Genomic DNA, 15,712 nt, shown 5'->3' with positions numbered 1-15,712 from the left:
TTTTGCAGCCAGTCCCGCAGCTCGCTCTGACGGTTGTCGCAGGACTCCACGGTCAGGCGCTGCTCGCCGAGGGCCTCCGCCCGCATCGCCTCGAGCCGGGGGAAATAGCGCGTGCGCAGCGCTTGCGGCATCGCGGCGAGCTGCTCCCGGGTCTCTTCCAACGCCAGGCGGGCCGCCTCGTGCGTGCTCTCGGCGGCGGCCTGCTCGCGCTGGGCTCGGGTGAGCGCCTCCTCGGTGTGCTCGATCGCCGCCTCCAGGGCCTGGAGCTGCTCCTCCAGCGCGCGCAGGATGTCCGACTCCGCCTCCAGGTGGCGGCGTTCTTCCTCCAGACGCTCGATCTCGGTCACCACCGGTTGCCAGTCCAGCTCGCGGAAGTCGCTGAACATGGCGAGGTTGCCGAGCTTCTGTAGCCGCTCCTGCAAGCGCTTTTGCTCGGCCTGCTGGGTGGCGATCTCGCGGCCCACGGCCTGCATGCGCTGCTCCAGGGAGCGGGCCTGCTGCTCCAGCGCAGCAATCTTGGCCTCGTTCGTCCAGCCGAGGATGTAGCGGGAACGGTCGTCGAGGCGGTGGCGGTCGTCTTTTTCATGGCGATCGCCACCGGCCTTGATCTGGCCGGCCCGAGTAATCGCCCTCTGCTCGCGCCGGAAGCGCGACAGGTCCTCGCAGCAGGCGTAGTCGAAGCGCCGCGCCAGCTCCGCCTCCAGCCAGGGATAAAAGGCGGAGTCGGGGCGGATGGCGAGCTTGCGCACCAGCGATTGCGGATGCAGCTCGGCGGGCTCCACCGCACGCGTGTCGCGTACCCGAAAATAGACCAGGCGGCCGTTGAGGTGGTTTCGGTCCACCCATTCGGCGATTCGAGCGTATCGGCTATCGGGCACCAGCAGCGACAGTCCGAAACCGTGCAGCAGGCGCTCCACGGCTCCTTCCCAGTCGCCGGCTTCCGCGCGCACCTGGATCAGCTCGCCGGCGAAGGGCACCGCCTCCTCGTCCACCTCCATAGCCTCACAGAGCCGCTCGCGGATGGCGAGCATCCGGGCGGGTATGTTGGAGCGGCGCTGGCGCAGGGACTCCAGTTCGGTCTGGAGCGCACCGTGCTCAGTCTTGAAACCGTGGAACTCCACATTGGCCTCGGTGAGCCGGTTTTGCACCTGCTCCAGGTGCGGCTCACAGGCAGCGCGCTCGGTCTCCAGCGCGCGCCGGTTGGCAAGAAACGCCTCGGCCCCGGCCGGCTCGGGCAGCTCCAGCTCCCGGGCGAGGGCGTTGTACTGCTCGGCGCGTTTGCGGCGGGCGTCCCGCTCCCTTTGTTGATCGGCGATCTCGGCCTTGATGCGCTCCAGCCGGTCGCCGCCGTTCTCGGCGATGGCGCGCTTGAGCTCGTCGCGGCGGCTCTGCTCGCTACGGCGCTCTTCCTGCAGCTCGCTGATGCGGGTGCCGCACCGGGCCAGTTCCTGATCCAGATTGTCCAGGCGCCGCGTCAGCAGCTCACCTTTGAGCGCGGCGAAATAAGGCCGCAGGGCATCGCGGCAGGCACGCAAGGTCTCGATCTCGCCGGAGAGTTCGGCATGGCGCTGCGCATTCGCCACCAGCGGCTCCAGCGCCTCGACCTGTGCCTTGGCCTTGAGCACCGCCGCGTGGGCGCGATTGAGATCATCGAAATGGCCGACCAGCGCTTCGATGCGGGGCTCGACCGGAAAGGCCTCCAGCATGTGGCCGCGGACGAAGTCGGTGAGGTTGCCCACGGACTTCATGGAGACGGTCTGGTTGAATAGCTCCAGGGCCTGTTCGTGGCCCAGACCGAACCGGCGCCGGAAAGCGGCCCCGTACGGCGGGAAAGTCTCGTGCAGCTCCGCGTCGGCCAAGCCGCGCAGACGCTTGCGCAGGTCATTGATGTCGTTGCCGAAGCCGGCGAAGTGCTCGGCGATGCTCAGCGGCCGGTCGGCCACCAGATAGCAACGCGTCGGCTGTCCCTGGGTGTCTTTGTGCCAGAACACTTGGGCCAGGGTGACGTGGCGATCGAAGCCTTCGTTGAAAAAGTGGCCGAGGATGACCGAGTAACTGTTGTGGTCGCGCAGCGCGACTGCCCGTGCGGCGAGCCCCGCCTCGTCACGCGCCGATTTGTAGTAGCCGAGCACATAGGAGCGCAGCGAGCGCTCCCGGGCATCGGCGCCGGCGGCCTTGTTGTAGGTGATGCGTTGGGCCGGCACCAGCAAGGTGGTAAGGGCGTCCACCAGGGTGGATTTGCCGGAGCCGATGTCGCCGGTGAGCAGCGCATTCTCGCCGCACGGCGGCAGGCTCCACACACGCTCGTGGAAGGTGCCCCAGTTGTAGACCTCGAAGCGGTGTAGGCGGAAGCCGGCGCGTTCGTTGGCCTCGGCGAAATCGAGTAACTCACGTTGCAGGCTCATGCGCGGTTCTCCGGCTGCTCGGCGGCCTGATCACGATACTCCGCCAGCCGGTGGTCGAACTCCCCCAGCCATTGCGCGTCGACGTAAGCCTTTAGGATACGCCGTACTTCGAGCTGGTCGCCGCGGTTGCGCAGCCGGCGCAGGAAGCCAAGCTCTACGGCTTTGTTGATGTGGGTGTCGATGCGGTCTACCAACCGGGCCTCGTTGGCTGTCTCCGGCAGGAACACGCGAATCATGTCCACGATCTGATCACGGGATAGGATCAGCCGGGGATCGCCCCCGCCGGCGTCGTGCTCGGCGAGCTTCTTGCGCAGCAGCGCCAGCAGCAAACTGACCGGATAGCTCAACGGCCGGCGCGGGACCAGCCGCGGCAGCGCCGCCTCGGTCTCATCCTGGGGGCGCTGGCGCAGATAAGCATAGCCTTCGGCCTCATCCAGCATTAACTCCAGTCCCAGCACCGTCACGTAGTCGCGCGCCCGGGCCTGCAACTCGAGTAGCCCCTGCCAGAGCTGCGGGCTCTGGTCTTTGTAGAGCACGCCCTTGAACAGGGCGACGAGCAGGGGAGGAAGCTGATGGGTGGCGGGGGTGTCGTCGTTCATGGAATCGTTACGGCGTTGGTCAACGTGTATACACGACGGCGGGCAGCCGCGCCCGCCGGGTTCGGCCGGTTTCGTCCGTCCAGGCTACGTGCTGAGGCGTCTGCTCGTCGATGACTGCCTTGCGGTCGTCGGCGGCCAGGCTCAAATAGGCAACCAGCTCCGCCAGCCCTTGTTGCAGCGGATGCTCCGCCAGCAGCGTGGTCAGGGCCACTTGCTCGCGGGTCTGCAGGGCGCGGCGGATGTGGGCGCGCAGCCGTTCCCGATCCACGTAGACTTGTTCGAACAGAGCGTCGGCGGCGAACTCCTCGTCGCCCTCCACGAGCACCTGCTGTTCGATCCGAGGCTTGATCGGCGGGCTGTACAGCGGCCGCTCCATGGGCAGTTCGACCCGCGGCGCGGGTTCGTCCAGCTGCATAAACGTCGTGGGCGGCGGTGACTCGCGGATGGCCAGCGCCCGCTGCTCGATCCCGCGCAGCAACGTCATAATGCGGCGGTTCTCAAGCCAGGCCTGCTCGTCCAGGTAGCGGCGCAGCTGCTCGGAGAGTCGGGCCACGGTGCGTTGCGCCGTCTCGCCGGCCTCCAGCCAGTCGTAGTGGATACGGGCGAGGCGTCGGTCCGGGCCCAGCGCGGCGATGGGGTCCAGTGCCAGAATGCGCTCCAGCAGCGCGGTCAGCTCCTCCTGGCGAGCCGGCGCCATCAGGAAATCCCAGAAGGCCCGGAAGCTTTTGCCCTGATCCGAATCGGCAATAGCGTCGCGTTGGCCGAAAACATCCTCCAGCAGCTCCCCCTTGGTGCCTTCCCAGGTGGCGATGCGCATGCGCACGTCCCGGTCGAGGTCACGGAAGTTCTGCTCCACCTGGCGGAAATCGGCCAGCAGCGCACGGGCGATGCCGGTCATCTGCAGGAAGCGCTCCTTGAGCTGGGTTTCGTCCATGAACTCCATCCGCCCCTCACGGATCCGGGCGATCTCCTCTTCAATGGCGGCTTTACGCCGCTCCAGGTCGGCGATCCGGGTCTCGGGATCGGTTTCGGTGCCCTGGACGATCTGGCGCAGCAAGTCGAAGACGGTGCGCAGCCGCGATTCGGTGCCGACGAATTGCTGCTGCTCCAGGCCCGCCAGCCACTGGATAGCCTGCTCCGTGGCCGGCGTGATGTCGAAGCAAGGCTCGTCGCGGGTCTCGCGGTAGTATTTGCGCAACCAACCGCGCTCGTCGGAGGCCCAGTCATTGAGGTAGTCGAGAGCACGCTTGGGGAAAGCCTCCTCGCCGAGGCGCTCGCGTAACTGGAAAAGATAATCCTCCAGGCGCGACGCCGCTTCCTCTTCGGGCAGGGTGCGCACGTTTGGCTCGATAAAGCAGCGATACAGAAAGCCGATCACCAGCGGCCCATGGTCCGCGGCGAGCAGGCGCCACGCCGGATGCAAACGGCGCAGCGTCTGGAGGTAGTCGTGGTCCATGGCGCGGGCGGGCGCATCCATCAGCGTTTCAGCGATACGTGGGGTGAAGCCGCCATGATCGCACAGGGCGCTTACATCGCCCATCGCGTCATTCGTGCCGGCATTGAGTCGAGCGAAGGGGGCGCGAGATTAGGCATCAAGCTCGTCTCCGCGCGTTGATTGCGTTGTGGGAACGTTCTGGCTACTGTGTACGGATACCCCGTACATGATAGAAGTCAAGCCTATGGATACAATTAGTGTAAACAAGTTCAGAGACAACCTAAAATATTTTGTAGAACAGGTGGTTAACCGGCACATGCCGATCAGGGTTACTCGCCGCAGTGGGGAAGATTTCGTTGTGGTGGGTGCCGACGATTGGGAGCGCGAGCAAGAAACATTACATATTCTGCAAAACACTGATTTAATGAAGCAAATCGCTGCTTCGATAGGCACTCATACGGAAAGGGAGGGATATAAACCAACAGCCGATGAACTTGATGAGATCACTGGTGTTTGAAGGTAATACATGAGCAGCTTACGAAAAACTCAGGCAAAAAGATAAGCGATTGCATAAAACAGTGTGCGGCCTGCTGAAAGAGATGCTGCGCGATGACCCCACCACTGGCACCGGGAAACCCGAGGGATTGAAACACACACTCTCTGGTTTATGGTCTCGCCGCATCAGCCAGAAAGACCGAGTTATCTATACGTACGATGATAACTACATTTACATATTTGCCATTGGGGGGCATTACGACCAGTTTTGATCGTCCTAAAGGAATTGGCCACCCAGCCCGTTGCTTTCATTACTGACCTTGCTGCATGGCTTTTTCCCAGGCGATTGGCCTTCCGGATGTCGAACCGTGCCCGTTCCCGAGACCCGTCAGCCGGCCAGCTCCAGCACTTGACGCACGATGGCGTTACGCGAGATGCCATGGCGCTCGAGCAGTTGCTCCGGCTTGCCGGAGCGCGGCTCGCCGGTCACCGCGAGCCGGTGCACGGGCGCGAGATGGCCAACCGCCGCGCTCACGGCCTCCCCGATGCCGCCCTCGGGCCAGTGGTCCTCGACCACGAGCAACGCTTTCGTTTCCTCGGCGGCGTGCGCGAGCGCTTCGCTGTCGAGCGGTTTCACGGAGTAGAGATCGATCACGCGCACGGTAATGCCCTGCCGCGCAAGCTCGGCGTAGGCCGCAAGCGCCTCGTGCACCGTGACGCCCGCCGCGACCACGGTGACGGCGTCTTTCGCCGAGGCACGCAGCGTCTTGCTGCCGCCGACCGGGAACGCCTCGTCATTGTCGTAAATGACGGGGGTCTTGCCGCGGCTCGTGCGCAGATACACGATGCCCTCGGTGCGCGCCGCCTCCTCGGTCAGGCGCTCGGCGCTGACCGCATCGCACGGGTAGAGGACCGTGCTGCCGAGCACGGCCCGGAACAGCGCGATGTCCTCTAGGCCCATTTGCGATGGGCCGTCCTCGCCGATCGAGACCCCGGCGTGGCTGCCGCAGAACACCAGATGCCGCGGGCGGCTGTGCCCCGCCATGCGAACGAAGTCGGCCGCGCGGGTGAAAAAGCAGGCGAAGGAGGCGGCGAAGGGGATTTTGCCGCAGACGGCAAGACCCAACGCGGCCCCCGCCATATTCTGCTCGGCGATGTAGCTCTGGAAGAAACGCTCGGGCAGCGCCTGCGCGAAGCCCTCTGTCCGCGTGGAATTCTTGACGTCCCCGTCGAGCGCGACGATCCGGGCGTCGGCCTGACCGAGCTTGACGAGCGCCCGGCCATAACCATCGCGGGTGGCGTGCGCGGCGTCCATTTCATAATTCGGAGCCGGCAGCGGCGGGGCGTTCTCCGCGGGCGGCTCGGAGAAGCTCCCCACGCGTTGCCCCGCGAAGCGCATGGCGGGTTCGACCTCGCCGATTTCCGCGAGCGCGCGCTCCATGTCCTCACGCTCGAGTGGCATGCCGTGCCAGCCGTCCGCGCCTTCCAGGAAGGATATGCCCTTGCCCTTTTCGGTGCGCGCGATGAGCGCGGTCGGCCCGCCGCTGCGGGCTTGATAGAGCGCATCGAGCACGGCTTCCATATCGTGGCCGTCGAGCTCGATCGCCTGCCAGCCGAACGCCTCGAAGCGGCGCGCGAATACCGAGGTCCGGTGATGGTAGGGCGCGGTCTCGCTCTGCCCGAGTCCGTTTACGTCCACAATGGCCACCAGGTTGGAGAGCTTGTTCAAGGACGCGAACTGAGCGGCTTCCCACACTGAGCCCTCCGAGCATTCGCCATCGCCGAGCAGGCAGAACACCCGCGCATCGATGCCGTCCAGGCGGTTAGCGAGCGCCATCCCGTTGGCCGCCGCGAGCCCCTGGCCGAGTGAGCCGGTCGCGACCTGCACCCAGGCGTTGTTCGGTGTCGGATGGCCTTCAAAGGAGCTATCGATGCGGCGCAGGGTGAGCGGGTCCTCGTCGCTTGCGCCCGCCTCCACGAGCGCCGCCCACAGGATCGGCGCGGCATGGCCTTTCGAAAGGATGAACGAGTCGACATTGCGTGCTTCCGGCGCGGTGGGATCCCAGCGCATCTCGCGGAAGAACAACGCGGCGATGAGATCCGCGCAGGAGAGGCACGAGGTGAGATGCCCGGATCCCGCCGCGGTGGTCATTTCCACGACGCGACGGCGAAGACGCCGGGCCATGTTGCGCAGTGGCGGCAGCTCGCGTTTCACGAGGCGGCGCTCGCGCAGGGTTTCAAGGTGCGCGAGCAGGGCGTCGAACGGTTCGATGAATTTCTGCACGCCCTCGTTTTCGAGCTGCCGCGTGACGTGGTCGAACTCGATGCCGAGTGCGGCGAGATCGAGCATCACCTGCTCGGCATTGGTCACGCCTTCGCGCACGGTCTCACGCACCCGGCCGTGATCGCGGAAGGCATCCAGAGTGGCGCCTGGCATCGTGCTCACTGTGTGCGGTCCGATCAGCGGCTCGACGTACATGACGTCACGGTAGCGCGGATTCTTGGTGCCGGTGCTCGCCCAGAGCAAGCGCTGCGCGCGCGCGCCCTGATTTTCGAGTGCCTGCCAGCGCTCGCTCGCGAGGATGCGCTCGAAGCTCAGATAGGCCAGCTTGGCGTTGGCGATTGCGGCATGCCCACGCAAGGCGTCCGGGTCCACTTCATGGCCGGAATAGATCCGATGCTCGAGCAGTTGGTCGACGAGCACATCGATACGGCTGAGAAAGAAGCTCGCGACCGAGGCGATGCCCGAGACGGGCCGGCCCGCTTGCACACGCCGCTCGAGCGCACGGAGATAGGCTTCGGCCACCGCTTCGTAGCTCGCCACGGAGAAAAGCAGCGTGATGTTGACGTTGATCCCCTCGAAGAGCAGGGTCTCGATGGCGGGTACGCCCTCGGCGGTACCGGGCACTTTGATGAATAGGTTCGGCCGATCGACCGTCTCCCAGAGCCGCCGTGCCTCGCGTATCGAGGCCTCCGTGGCACGGGCAAGACGCGGCGAGACCTCGAGGCTCACATATCCGTCCCCCCCGGCGGTGTCTTCATAGACGGGCCGCAGGATGTCGCAGGCTTCCCGGGCGTCGGTAGTCACCAGCGTCTCGTAGAGCTCGCGAGTAGAGCACCCGGCGGCGACGGCCTCGTCGATCTGCGCTGAGTAATCCTCGCTGCCGGTGATTGCCTGATCGAAGGTGCTCGGGTTCGACGTGACTCCGAGCAGCCCGTCGCGCTCGACGCGGCAACGAAGCTCGCCGCCGCGGACCATGCGGCGGGTGAGATTGTCGAGCCAGCAACTCTGGCCGAATTCACGCAGCTTTTGCAATGGCGTCATGCCGTGCCTCCGTCGCTCCTCCATCGACTTCTCGAGCGTGCCCCACGGGCGCCTTGTCGCGCCGGCAACAACGGCGGACGAGCGACATCGATGGTTTGGCCGGGTTTGCGCGCCTCGGCGCCGCATGCATCGATCGCCGTTTCTTGGCCGGCGGTCTGCTCAGCGGCGGGTTCGAGCGCTATTGTTTGCAATGACCTTGTAATGAATCGACTGATGGCGGCGCGATTGGTTCAGCCGGGCCGCCACGGTGGTCGCTGCGCCTGCGCGACCGGCAAGGGAGGAGCCGAAGCGAAGCGGCGGGGAATCTATGGATCGCGCGGTGCTGTCGAGCCGTTCGCGGGGGCGTCTACAAGCGCAGGGTTTGGGGCGCCCGCGGGCGAGCGTTCATCTGGACAGAACAACCCGGTACCGTAGCGATGCGCTGTCATTTCGCCGTCTTCGAATCGGCACGCTCGACCCAGCGGTGAATCGCGAAGACGCCGCCCGCTACGGCCGGGACCACGATCGGCACGCTGATGCCGGTGAGCAGTTCCACCGGCACGTGCAGCCCGGCCGCTTCCAGTCCGGAGAGCGCGTGATGGATAAGGCCGATCGTATAGTAGCTCAGGATCACCACCGAGAGGCTTTCCACGGTGGTCTGCAGCCGCAGCTGCAGTCGGGTGCGGCGATTCATGGATTCGAGCAGATCCCGGTTGCGCGCCTCCAGCGCCAGGTCGATACGACTGCGCAGCAGATTCGCGGCGCGGCTGACGCGTCGCGACAACCGGTCCAAGCGCTCGCCGATGGCTTGACAAGTATCCATTGCCGGGACCAAGCGCCGGTTCATGAACTCCTGCACCGTGCTCACGCCCTCCACCCGCGTCTCGCGCAAGGCCTCGATTCGCAGGCGCACCAGCCCCGAATAGGCAGCGGCGGCGCCGAGACGGAAATTGTTCTGAGCGATGATCCGCTCCACGTCCGCCGACAGGGCGGACAGCGCTTCGAGCAGCCCCTGCTCCTGTTCGGCATGGCGGGCACTCGCCAGGCGATCGGTGAGATCGCCGAGCTTATTCTCCATGCGCGTGATCTCGGGCATGAGCTGACGCACGATGGGCAGGGCGAGCAACGCCATGAGACGATACGTCTCGATCTCCAGCAGACGTTGGATCAGGCGGCCGCCCTGGGCCTGACGCAAGCCGCGATCGAGAACCAGAAAGCGGGTGAATCCGTCGGCGTGCGCCCGGAAATCGGTCCACACCGTGGCCGCCCCTCCGGCGCAGCGGCTGCCGGTAAGGCTTTGCAGGTTGAAGTACTCCTGCATGCGCTCGGGGTACTCGGCGACCGTGTCCGCCTGAACGAGACTGAGATGACAGGCGGCAAGGAGCTCTCCCGGCAGCTCCGCGACCCATTGCGCGGGTACGGCATCCAGACCCGTCGTCTGAAAGGGCTCGCCGTTCGGCTCGCCGGAGAAAAGGGTATAGGTGGAAAACTCCGTGTGGGGCTCCCAGCGCAGCCGGAACGCTTCCGTCTCCAAAAGCACGTGGTCCGATTTCGCCGACGGCGGATCGATGCCCACCTCGTGGCACAGCGCGGCAATGTGCGCGAGCTCGCGCTCCCGCGCTGCGGCGCCGCCGAAGAGGGCGAGATGGGTGAGATGCTGCGGCGCACGTAGCGGCGCGACAGGCCGCGCGTGGACCACGGCGAGCAATTCACCGCGTCGCGGATGTTCGGGTAATCCGGCCCGATTGGCGCCGGTCAGTCGCTTATGGTCGTTCATTGGATGCGCGCATGACGTCGATCGGAGCCGCTAGAGTACTGAGCCGTTCCTTGCTCGACAAGCGTCACCCGCGGCGGCTCGTGTCGCGCTCAGCGGGTCGCTATCCGTGGCAAAGTTGCCTCCGCGGCTGGCGCGGGACCGAATCGCCCCCGTATGATGGCAGCGAGCCCGACAGGAAGACGAGCTAATGAACCAATACAGAAGCAATCCCAGCCAGAACAGCCTGCCTCCCGTGGTGCTGACTTTGCTGATCACCAATGGACTGGTTTTTCTCTGGCAACAGATGAGCGGCTCTTTGGCGCCGGTACTCTATTTCGGGTTGTGGCCGATTGGCATGCCGGAGATTGCACCCTCACCGCTGGGGGTCGTGCACGCGCCCGGCTTCCATGTCTGGCAGCTGGTCAGCTATGCCTTCCTGCATGGGAGCATGCTGCATCTGTTCGCCAACATGTTCGCGCTGTGGATGTTCGGAGTGCAGATCGAGAACCTTTGGGGCTCTCGGCCGTTTGCCTATTATTATTTTTTCTGCCTCGTCGGCGCCGGGCTCATACAGCTCATCGTGGCGAGCGTCGCCGCGGGGCAGGGCGATATCTATCCGACCATTGGAGCCTCCGGCGGCGTGTTCGGGATCCTGCTCGCCTTCGGCATGATGTTCCCGAATCAGATGATATTTCTGCTGTTTCCGCCGATTCCCATGAAAGCGAAGTATTTCGTCTTCTTATACGGCGCGTTCGAATTATGGGCGGGGTTTACCGGCTCGATGGCCGGGGTGGCGCATTTCGCTCACATCGGCGGTATGGTCTTTGGTTTCGTGTTGATTCAATATTGGCGTGGGCGGCTGCCGATCAAGCCCTCCCATCGCCTCCCGTGGTAAGAACGCACGATGTCCCCCTCTCCGGGCCAGGGACGGATGGTCCAATCCTTGTCCCGGAGACCGCAAACCAGTCGCGCGCGTGCCGTGGCCGTCAGCCGCTGTATTCCTTGATACGATCCGCCGCCGGAGGCGCGAACATTTTCCCCAGCGCTTCCTGTGCCTCGTCCTGATCACGATAGGGGCCGACCAGACGTTGCTCGCGCGTCGAGAAGAACCACTGCTGATTGATGCAGTGGAAACGCCCGTTTCGATGCGGAATCGCGCCGTTTTCGCCTCGCCTGCTATACATAAGCTGGGTTCCTCCCTTTGGAAAGCATCTTGGCGTCTTTCGTCCTTGCTTCACCTAGAGCATAGCGTGCTTCAGCTGTTAGAAAAGTGTCACGCCCTACAAGTTCACGCAGGTTGTTTCTTCGCCTACCATAGAAAAGAAGGGCAGTGCTTTCGGCAGCCCGGCCCGCGATTTTATTACCGTTTCCTCACACCACCGCAAATCAATATAGGGGGTATCGCTCATGCGTCGCCTGGATCAGCAGGTTGCTTTGGTCACCGGAGGTGCGCGCGGCATCGGCAAGGAGATTGCCCTCGTGCTCGCCCGCCTCGGTGCCCGAGTGGCGGTCAACTACAACCACAGTGAAGAGGCGGCCAATGCGTTGGCCAAGGAGATCCAGGAGCTTGGCAGCGAATGTTTCGTCGTGCAGGCGGATGTGAGCCGCAGCGATCAGGCCCGCGCCCTGGTCGGCAAGACCATCGATCACTACGGTCGCCTCGACGTGCTCGTGAACAACGCCGGCATCACCCGGGACAAGGCGTTGAAGGGTCTCACGGACGAAGACTGGGAGACGGTGATCGGCACCAACCTCAACAGTGTTTTTTATACGACCAGCGCCGCCTGCCCGAAAATGATCGAGCAGCGTTACGGGCGGATCATCAATATCAGCTCGTTCGTCGGTCAGTCGGGTAATTTCGGACAGTGCAACTACGCCGCCTCGAAGGGCGGGATGATCGCATTCACCAAAAGCGCGGCCCTGGAGCTTGCCAAGCACAACATCACCGTCAACGCCGTGGCGCCGGGGTTCACTTCGACCGAGATGCTGGCGATGGTCCCGGAGGCGATTCAGGAGAAGCTCCTGGCCAGGATCCCGCTGCGCCGATTCGGCGAGCCCAAGGAGATCGCTGAGACGGTGGCGTTCCTGGCGGCGGAAGGCGGTTACATCACCGGTCAGCAGATAAACATCAACGGCGGTATCTATATGTAATGCGCTTTCCTGGTATGGCGGGACCGCGGGAGCTCCACGGCCGGCCTCAGAGCAGTGTGCGCAGCTGCGCGAGATCCATATTGCCGCCGGTGACGACGATCACGCTCGGGCTTTCGGCTCGGGGCGGCACGCGTTCTGAGAGCAGCGCGGCCAGGCCGACCACGGCGCCCGTCTCGGCATAAAGATGGCCGCGGCTGAGCATGAGCCGCAGCGCCTCGCGAATGGCTTGGTCATCGACGGTCACCACCTCGTTGACCAGCTCACGCGCCAGGGCGTACGTATAGCGCCCCACGATCGCCGGTGCCAGGCTTGCCGCGATGGTATCGATGCGCTGCAGGCTGGCCGCCGCATCCTCATGGTCCCAGGCGTTGCGCATGGTCGCCGCCCCCTCCGGCTCGACGCCAATGAGCTCAACGTCCGGGCGCTGCGTGCGAACGGCGAGGCCGATACCCGATATCAGCCCGCCGCCGCCGATGGGGCAGAGGATACGTGCCATCGCCGGCACCTGATGCAGCAGCTCCAGGCCCAATGTCCCTTGGCCGGCGATGATACGGGGGGCGTCGTAGGGGTGGACGAGCGTCAGGCCGCGCTCCTCGCGAAGCCGGTGCGTGAAGGCGACCGCCTGTTGAATGGTACCGTGGATGATGACCTCGGCGCCGAGCGCGCGGGTGGCCTCGATCTTCATCGGGCTGGAACCTTCGGGCATGACCACGCTGACTTCCACACCGGCGCGTTGAGCCGCCCACGCCAGTGCTAGGGCATGGTTGCCGGCGGAGACCGTGATCAGCCCCGGACGCAGCTCTTGCGGGCTCGCGCTGCACACCCAGTTCAACGCGCCGCGCGCCTTGAATGAGCCGGTGCGCTGGAGATTCTCCGCCTTGAGATGCAGCGGCTGGCCGAGCATGGCGGAGAGCTCGAACGCGGGGACCGCCGGGGTTGCCGGCAGCTCGGCACGAATGCGCCGTTCCGCCGCCGAGACGTCTTGCAGGGTCGGCAGCGAGAGAGCGTCAGATGCGAACTGTGACATTGGGATCGCTCTTTGCCAGGCGCTCGCAGCCTGACTCGGTGACCACCACCGTATCCGATAGGAACGAATCGCCCAAGCCGGAATGCAGCAGCCAGGACATCAGATGAAAGACCATGCCGGGGCTCAACGTCATTTCCGAGTTGCGCCGCAGGCCGACCGGAACGCCGCTGCCGGACCAGCTCGGCGGGTAGCCGATGCCAATGGCATAGCCACAGTGATGACGGTGATAATGCCCGAGCTCGGAGCGATCCAGCACGCCCTGCCAGGCCTCGTAGACATCGCCGGCCCGGACGCCGGGACGGATCGTATCAGCCGCGGCTTGCTGCGCCTCCTGGCATATCGCATTGATTGACGCCGCATTCGCCGGGGCCTCCCCGATGGACACCAAGCGTCCGGTCGGCGCGTGGTAGCGACGGACACAACCGGACATCTCCAGAAACAGCAAATCACCGTATTCGAGGGCGCGATCTTCCCAGGTGCCGTGCTCGTGTTCCAGGTTGCGCGTGGAGCGAACCAGCGGGACGAAGCCCGGATACGTGCCGCCGCGCCGAAAAAGGGCATCGTAGATGGCGGCCATGATCTCGCGGGCATTGACACCGACCCCGGCGGCGGCGATCGCGGAGAGCATCATGGCGTCGGATACCGCGGCGGCTTGGCGGGTCAGCTCCAGCACGGCCGGCGACTGGACAACGCGAATATCGTCCACCAGGCTGCCGATTTCCTCCCACGTGGCCTCTGCGGTACCCTCGATGATCCCCTGAGCGATGGAATGCGGCAGGAAGTTGCTGCTGTGATCCACGGCCAGCACGCCTTTGGCGAGCCCAGCGTCGTACAATGCCTTGACGGTCTCCTCGGTGGCCGCCGAGTGCGTGCGGGGCGGACGCCCTCTATACTCGCGCGCCGGCGGTGACGGACCACGGTTCGGCCACGGTGGTGGCGGACTCTTTCTCCACGGGGACAGGGGCCGTTCCGTCCGTGTAGCCTACGTGCACGACGTCCGGCACTTGATCGCGGACAGTGGCCCGCTCCATGGCGCGTGTGACGAGAATGGGCTGGCCTTTGACCGGGAAGATCAGCAGCTGGCAGGCTAAATAGCCCATATGATCCAGGCCCGTCAGATAATAGATGTTTTCGGGGCTGGCGATTAGACAGGCATCCAGCCCGCGTTTCGACATGCGCGCTCGGACTTGATCGCGGCGGCGCTGATACTCAGCGTCATCGAAATACCGGCCTCCAACATAATTTGCCATCGGATGCCTCCCGGATCGAAGATGCACGTGAAACGGGTAGTACGACCAGCGTCTTAGCGCAAAGTCCTCATCAATCCCGCAACACTGGAGACCGCGTCGGGGTGTGGCTCATGCATTCGCAACGGGCCCTTGTACACACCCTTGTTCGTGACCGGCGGCGGCCGAGATCGCAAGGCGCCCGTGTATCGTCTACAGTGCTGCGGTCCCATTGGTAACCAATGTTGGGCGCATGGATCGGTAGAGCAACCCTTGAGCCAGCAACAACAGAGCAGACGCGGAGGAGTGCCATCATGGAAATCTGCGACGGCTTCATAGGCGCCGTCGGAAATACGCCCCTGATCCGGCTGCGCCGGCTCAGCCAGGAAACGGGCTGCGATATTCTGGGCAAAGCCGAATTCATGAACCCGGGGGGCTCGGTCAAGGATCGGGCCGCCTGGGCCATCATTCGTACCGCCGAGCAGCGCGGTGAGTTGCGTCCCGGAGGCACCGTGGTCGAAGGCACGGCGGGGAATACCGGCATCGGCCTGGCCCATATTTGCAACGCGCGCGGCTATCGCTGCGTCATCGTGATTCCGGAAACGCAGTCCCAGGAGAAAATCGATCTCCTGGCCACGCTCGGGGCCGAGGTGCGCACGGTGCCCGCCGTGCCGTATCGCGATCCGCAAAACTATCAGAAGGTGGCCGGACGTTTGGCCGAGAGCCTCGACAACGCGATATGGGCCAATCAGTTCGATAACACCGCCAATCGGGATGGGCACTATGAGACCACCGGCGCCGAAATCTGGCGCCAGACCGGGGGGGAAATCGACGCGTTCGTGTCCGCCACCGGCACCGGTGGCACCTTGGCCGGGGTGGCCCGCTACCTCAAGGAACGACGCCAATCCGTGCGGGCCGTGCTCGCCGATCCCGCCGGCAGCGCGCTTTACAACTACGTGCGGCACGGAGAGCCCGCGGCCTCCGAGGGCAATTCGATATCCGAGGGCATCGGCAGCAGCCGAGTGACGGCCAATCTGGAAGGAACCCCGATCGACGATGCCATGATGGTGCCCGATCAGGAGGCTGTGCCGATGGTGTATCGGTTGCTGCGCGAGGAGGGTCTCTTCGTGGGCAGCTCGACCGGGGTGAATGTGGCCGCCGCGGTGCGCGTGGCAAGGCAATTAGGGCCGGGGCACCGAATCGTCACCGTGCTCTGCGACGGCGGCGGGCGATACTATTCCCGGCTGTTCAACGCCGAGTGGCTCGCCGAGAAGGGGCTTACGCCGGATGGCTGAAGCCATCTAGGAAGGGCAA

At 64.7% G+C, this 15,712-nt stretch carries 13 protein-coding genes and 1 pseudogene; 5 read left to right on the top strand and 9 right to left on the bottom strand.

Annotated features, from left to right (window positions below; all coding sequences use genetic code 11):
* From AC52Q4_RS00145 to AC52Q4_RS00135, 3 genes are all read right to left on the bottom strand, one after another.
* Nucleotides 1-2,405: ATP-binding protein (locus AC52Q4_RS00145; protein ID WP_495534763.1), on the bottom strand; the 2,405-nt coding region annotated here is incomplete at its 3' end.
* A complete protein-coding gene (locus tag AC52Q4_RS00140) occupies nucleotides 2,402-3,004 on the bottom strand; it encodes a DUF4194 domain-containing protein (protein WP_495534762.1) in 603 nt (200 codons plus the stop codon). The genes AC52Q4_RS00145 and AC52Q4_RS00140, both read right to left, overlap by 4 nt.
* Before the next feature lie 19 nt (nucleotides 3,005-3,023).
* Complete coding sequence (locus tag AC52Q4_RS00135; RefSeq protein WP_495534761.1) at nucleotides 3,024-4,544, bottom strand: DUF3375 domain-containing protein; 1,521 nt, start codon at nucleotides 4,542-4,544, stop codon at nucleotides 3,024-3,026.
* Nucleotides 4,545-4,683: 139 nt separating this feature from the next.
* Here AC52Q4_RS00135 and AC52Q4_RS00130 point away from each other — a divergent pair, with 139 nt between their 5' ends.
* Nucleotides 4,684-4,956 carry a type II toxin-antitoxin system Phd/YefM family antitoxin gene (locus AC52Q4_RS00130; protein ID WP_495534764.1) on the top strand — a complete coding sequence of 91 codons (273 nt, stop codon included), beginning with the start codon at nucleotides 4,684-4,686 and terminating at the stop codon, nucleotides 4,954-4,956.
* Nucleotides 4,937-5,206: pseudogene (locus tag AC52Q4_RS00125) on the top strand (Txe/YoeB family addiction module toxin). Before AC52Q4_RS00130 ends, AC52Q4_RS00125 begins: the two are co-directional and overlap by 20 nt.
* 116 nt (nucleotides 5,207-5,322) lie before the next feature.
* Here the strand turns inward: AC52Q4_RS00125 and AC52Q4_RS00120 are convergent.
* Together AC52Q4_RS00120 and AC52Q4_RS00115 are read right to left on the bottom strand one after the other, a co-directional pair.
* Nucleotides 5,323-8,259, bottom strand: coding sequence for a transketolase (locus tag AC52Q4_RS00120; RefSeq protein ID WP_495534760.1), 2,937 nt, complete (start codon nucleotides 8,257-8,259; stop codon nucleotides 5,323-5,325).
* Between the two features lie 424 nt (nucleotides 8,260-8,683).
* Nucleotides 8,684-10,015 (bottom strand): DUF3422 family protein, encoded by a 1,332-nt coding sequence (locus AC52Q4_RS00115; RefSeq protein ID WP_495534759.1) that lies wholly within the window; start codon nucleotides 10,013-10,015, stop codon nucleotides 8,684-8,686.
* A 187-nt stretch (nucleotides 10,016-10,202) separates the two neighbouring features.
* Here AC52Q4_RS00115 and AC52Q4_RS00110 point away from each other — a divergent pair, with 187 nt between their 5' ends.
* A complete protein-coding gene (locus AC52Q4_RS00110; RefSeq protein WP_495534758.1) occupies nucleotides 10,203-10,889 on the top strand; it encodes a rhomboid family intramembrane serine protease in 687 nt (228 codons plus the stop codon).
* 91 nt (nucleotides 10,890-10,980) lie between these two features.
* On the opposite strand, the gene AC52Q4_RS00105 is transcribed toward AC52Q4_RS00110, so the two are convergent.
* Nucleotides 10,981-11,178 (bottom strand): DUF6316 family protein, encoded by a 198-nt coding sequence (locus AC52Q4_RS00105; protein WP_495534757.1) that lies wholly within the window; start codon nucleotides 11,176-11,178, stop codon nucleotides 10,981-10,983.
* A 223-nt stretch (nucleotides 11,179-11,401) separates the two neighbouring features.
* On the opposite strand from AC52Q4_RS00105, the gene fabG reads away from it, so the two are divergent.
* Nucleotides 11,402-12,145 (top strand): 3-oxoacyl-[acyl-carrier-protein] reductase, encoded by a 744-nt coding sequence (gene fabG, locus AC52Q4_RS00100; protein WP_495534756.1) that lies wholly within the window; start codon nucleotides 11,402-11,404, stop codon nucleotides 12,143-12,145.
* A 46-nt stretch (nucleotides 12,146-12,191) separates the two neighbouring features.
* Here fabG and AC52Q4_RS00095 read toward each other — a convergent pair whose 3' ends face one another.
* The 3 genes from AC52Q4_RS00095 to AC52Q4_RS00085 are packed head-to-tail and all read right to left on the bottom strand — an operon-like array spanning nucleotide 12,192 to nucleotide 14,422.
* Nucleotides 12,192-13,172, bottom strand: a complete 981-nt coding sequence (locus AC52Q4_RS00095) for a threonine ammonia-lyase (protein ID WP_495534755.1) — start codon at nucleotides 13,170-13,172, stop codon at nucleotides 12,192-12,194.
* Nucleotides 13,153-14,007 (bottom strand): M24 family metallopeptidase, encoded by an 855-nt coding sequence (locus tag AC52Q4_RS00090; protein ID WP_495534754.1) that lies wholly within the window; start codon nucleotides 14,005-14,007, stop codon nucleotides 13,153-13,155. Before AC52Q4_RS00090 ends, AC52Q4_RS00095 begins: the two co-directional genes overlap by 20 nt.
* 52 nt (nucleotides 14,008-14,059) lie before the next feature.
* Nucleotides 14,060-14,422 (bottom strand): aminopeptidase P family N-terminal domain-containing protein, encoded by a 363-nt coding sequence (locus tag AC52Q4_RS00085; RefSeq protein ID WP_495534753.1) that lies wholly within the window; start codon nucleotides 14,420-14,422, stop codon nucleotides 14,060-14,062.
* A gap of 290 nt (nucleotides 14,423-14,712) precedes the next feature.
* On the opposite strand from AC52Q4_RS00085, the gene AC52Q4_RS00080 reads away from it, so the two are divergent.
* The gene (locus AC52Q4_RS00080) at nucleotides 14,713-15,693 is read left to right on the top strand and encodes a cysteine synthase A (RefSeq protein ID WP_495534752.1); all 981 of its coding nucleotides are present in this window, start codon (nucleotides 14,713-14,715) and stop codon (nucleotides 15,691-15,693) included.
* Nucleotides 15,694-15,712: the final 19 nt, after the last annotated feature.

It is taken from the genome of Nitrococcus sp. (genome assembly GCF_059432795.1).
This window is presented reverse-complemented; position numbering and strand designations above follow the sequence as displayed.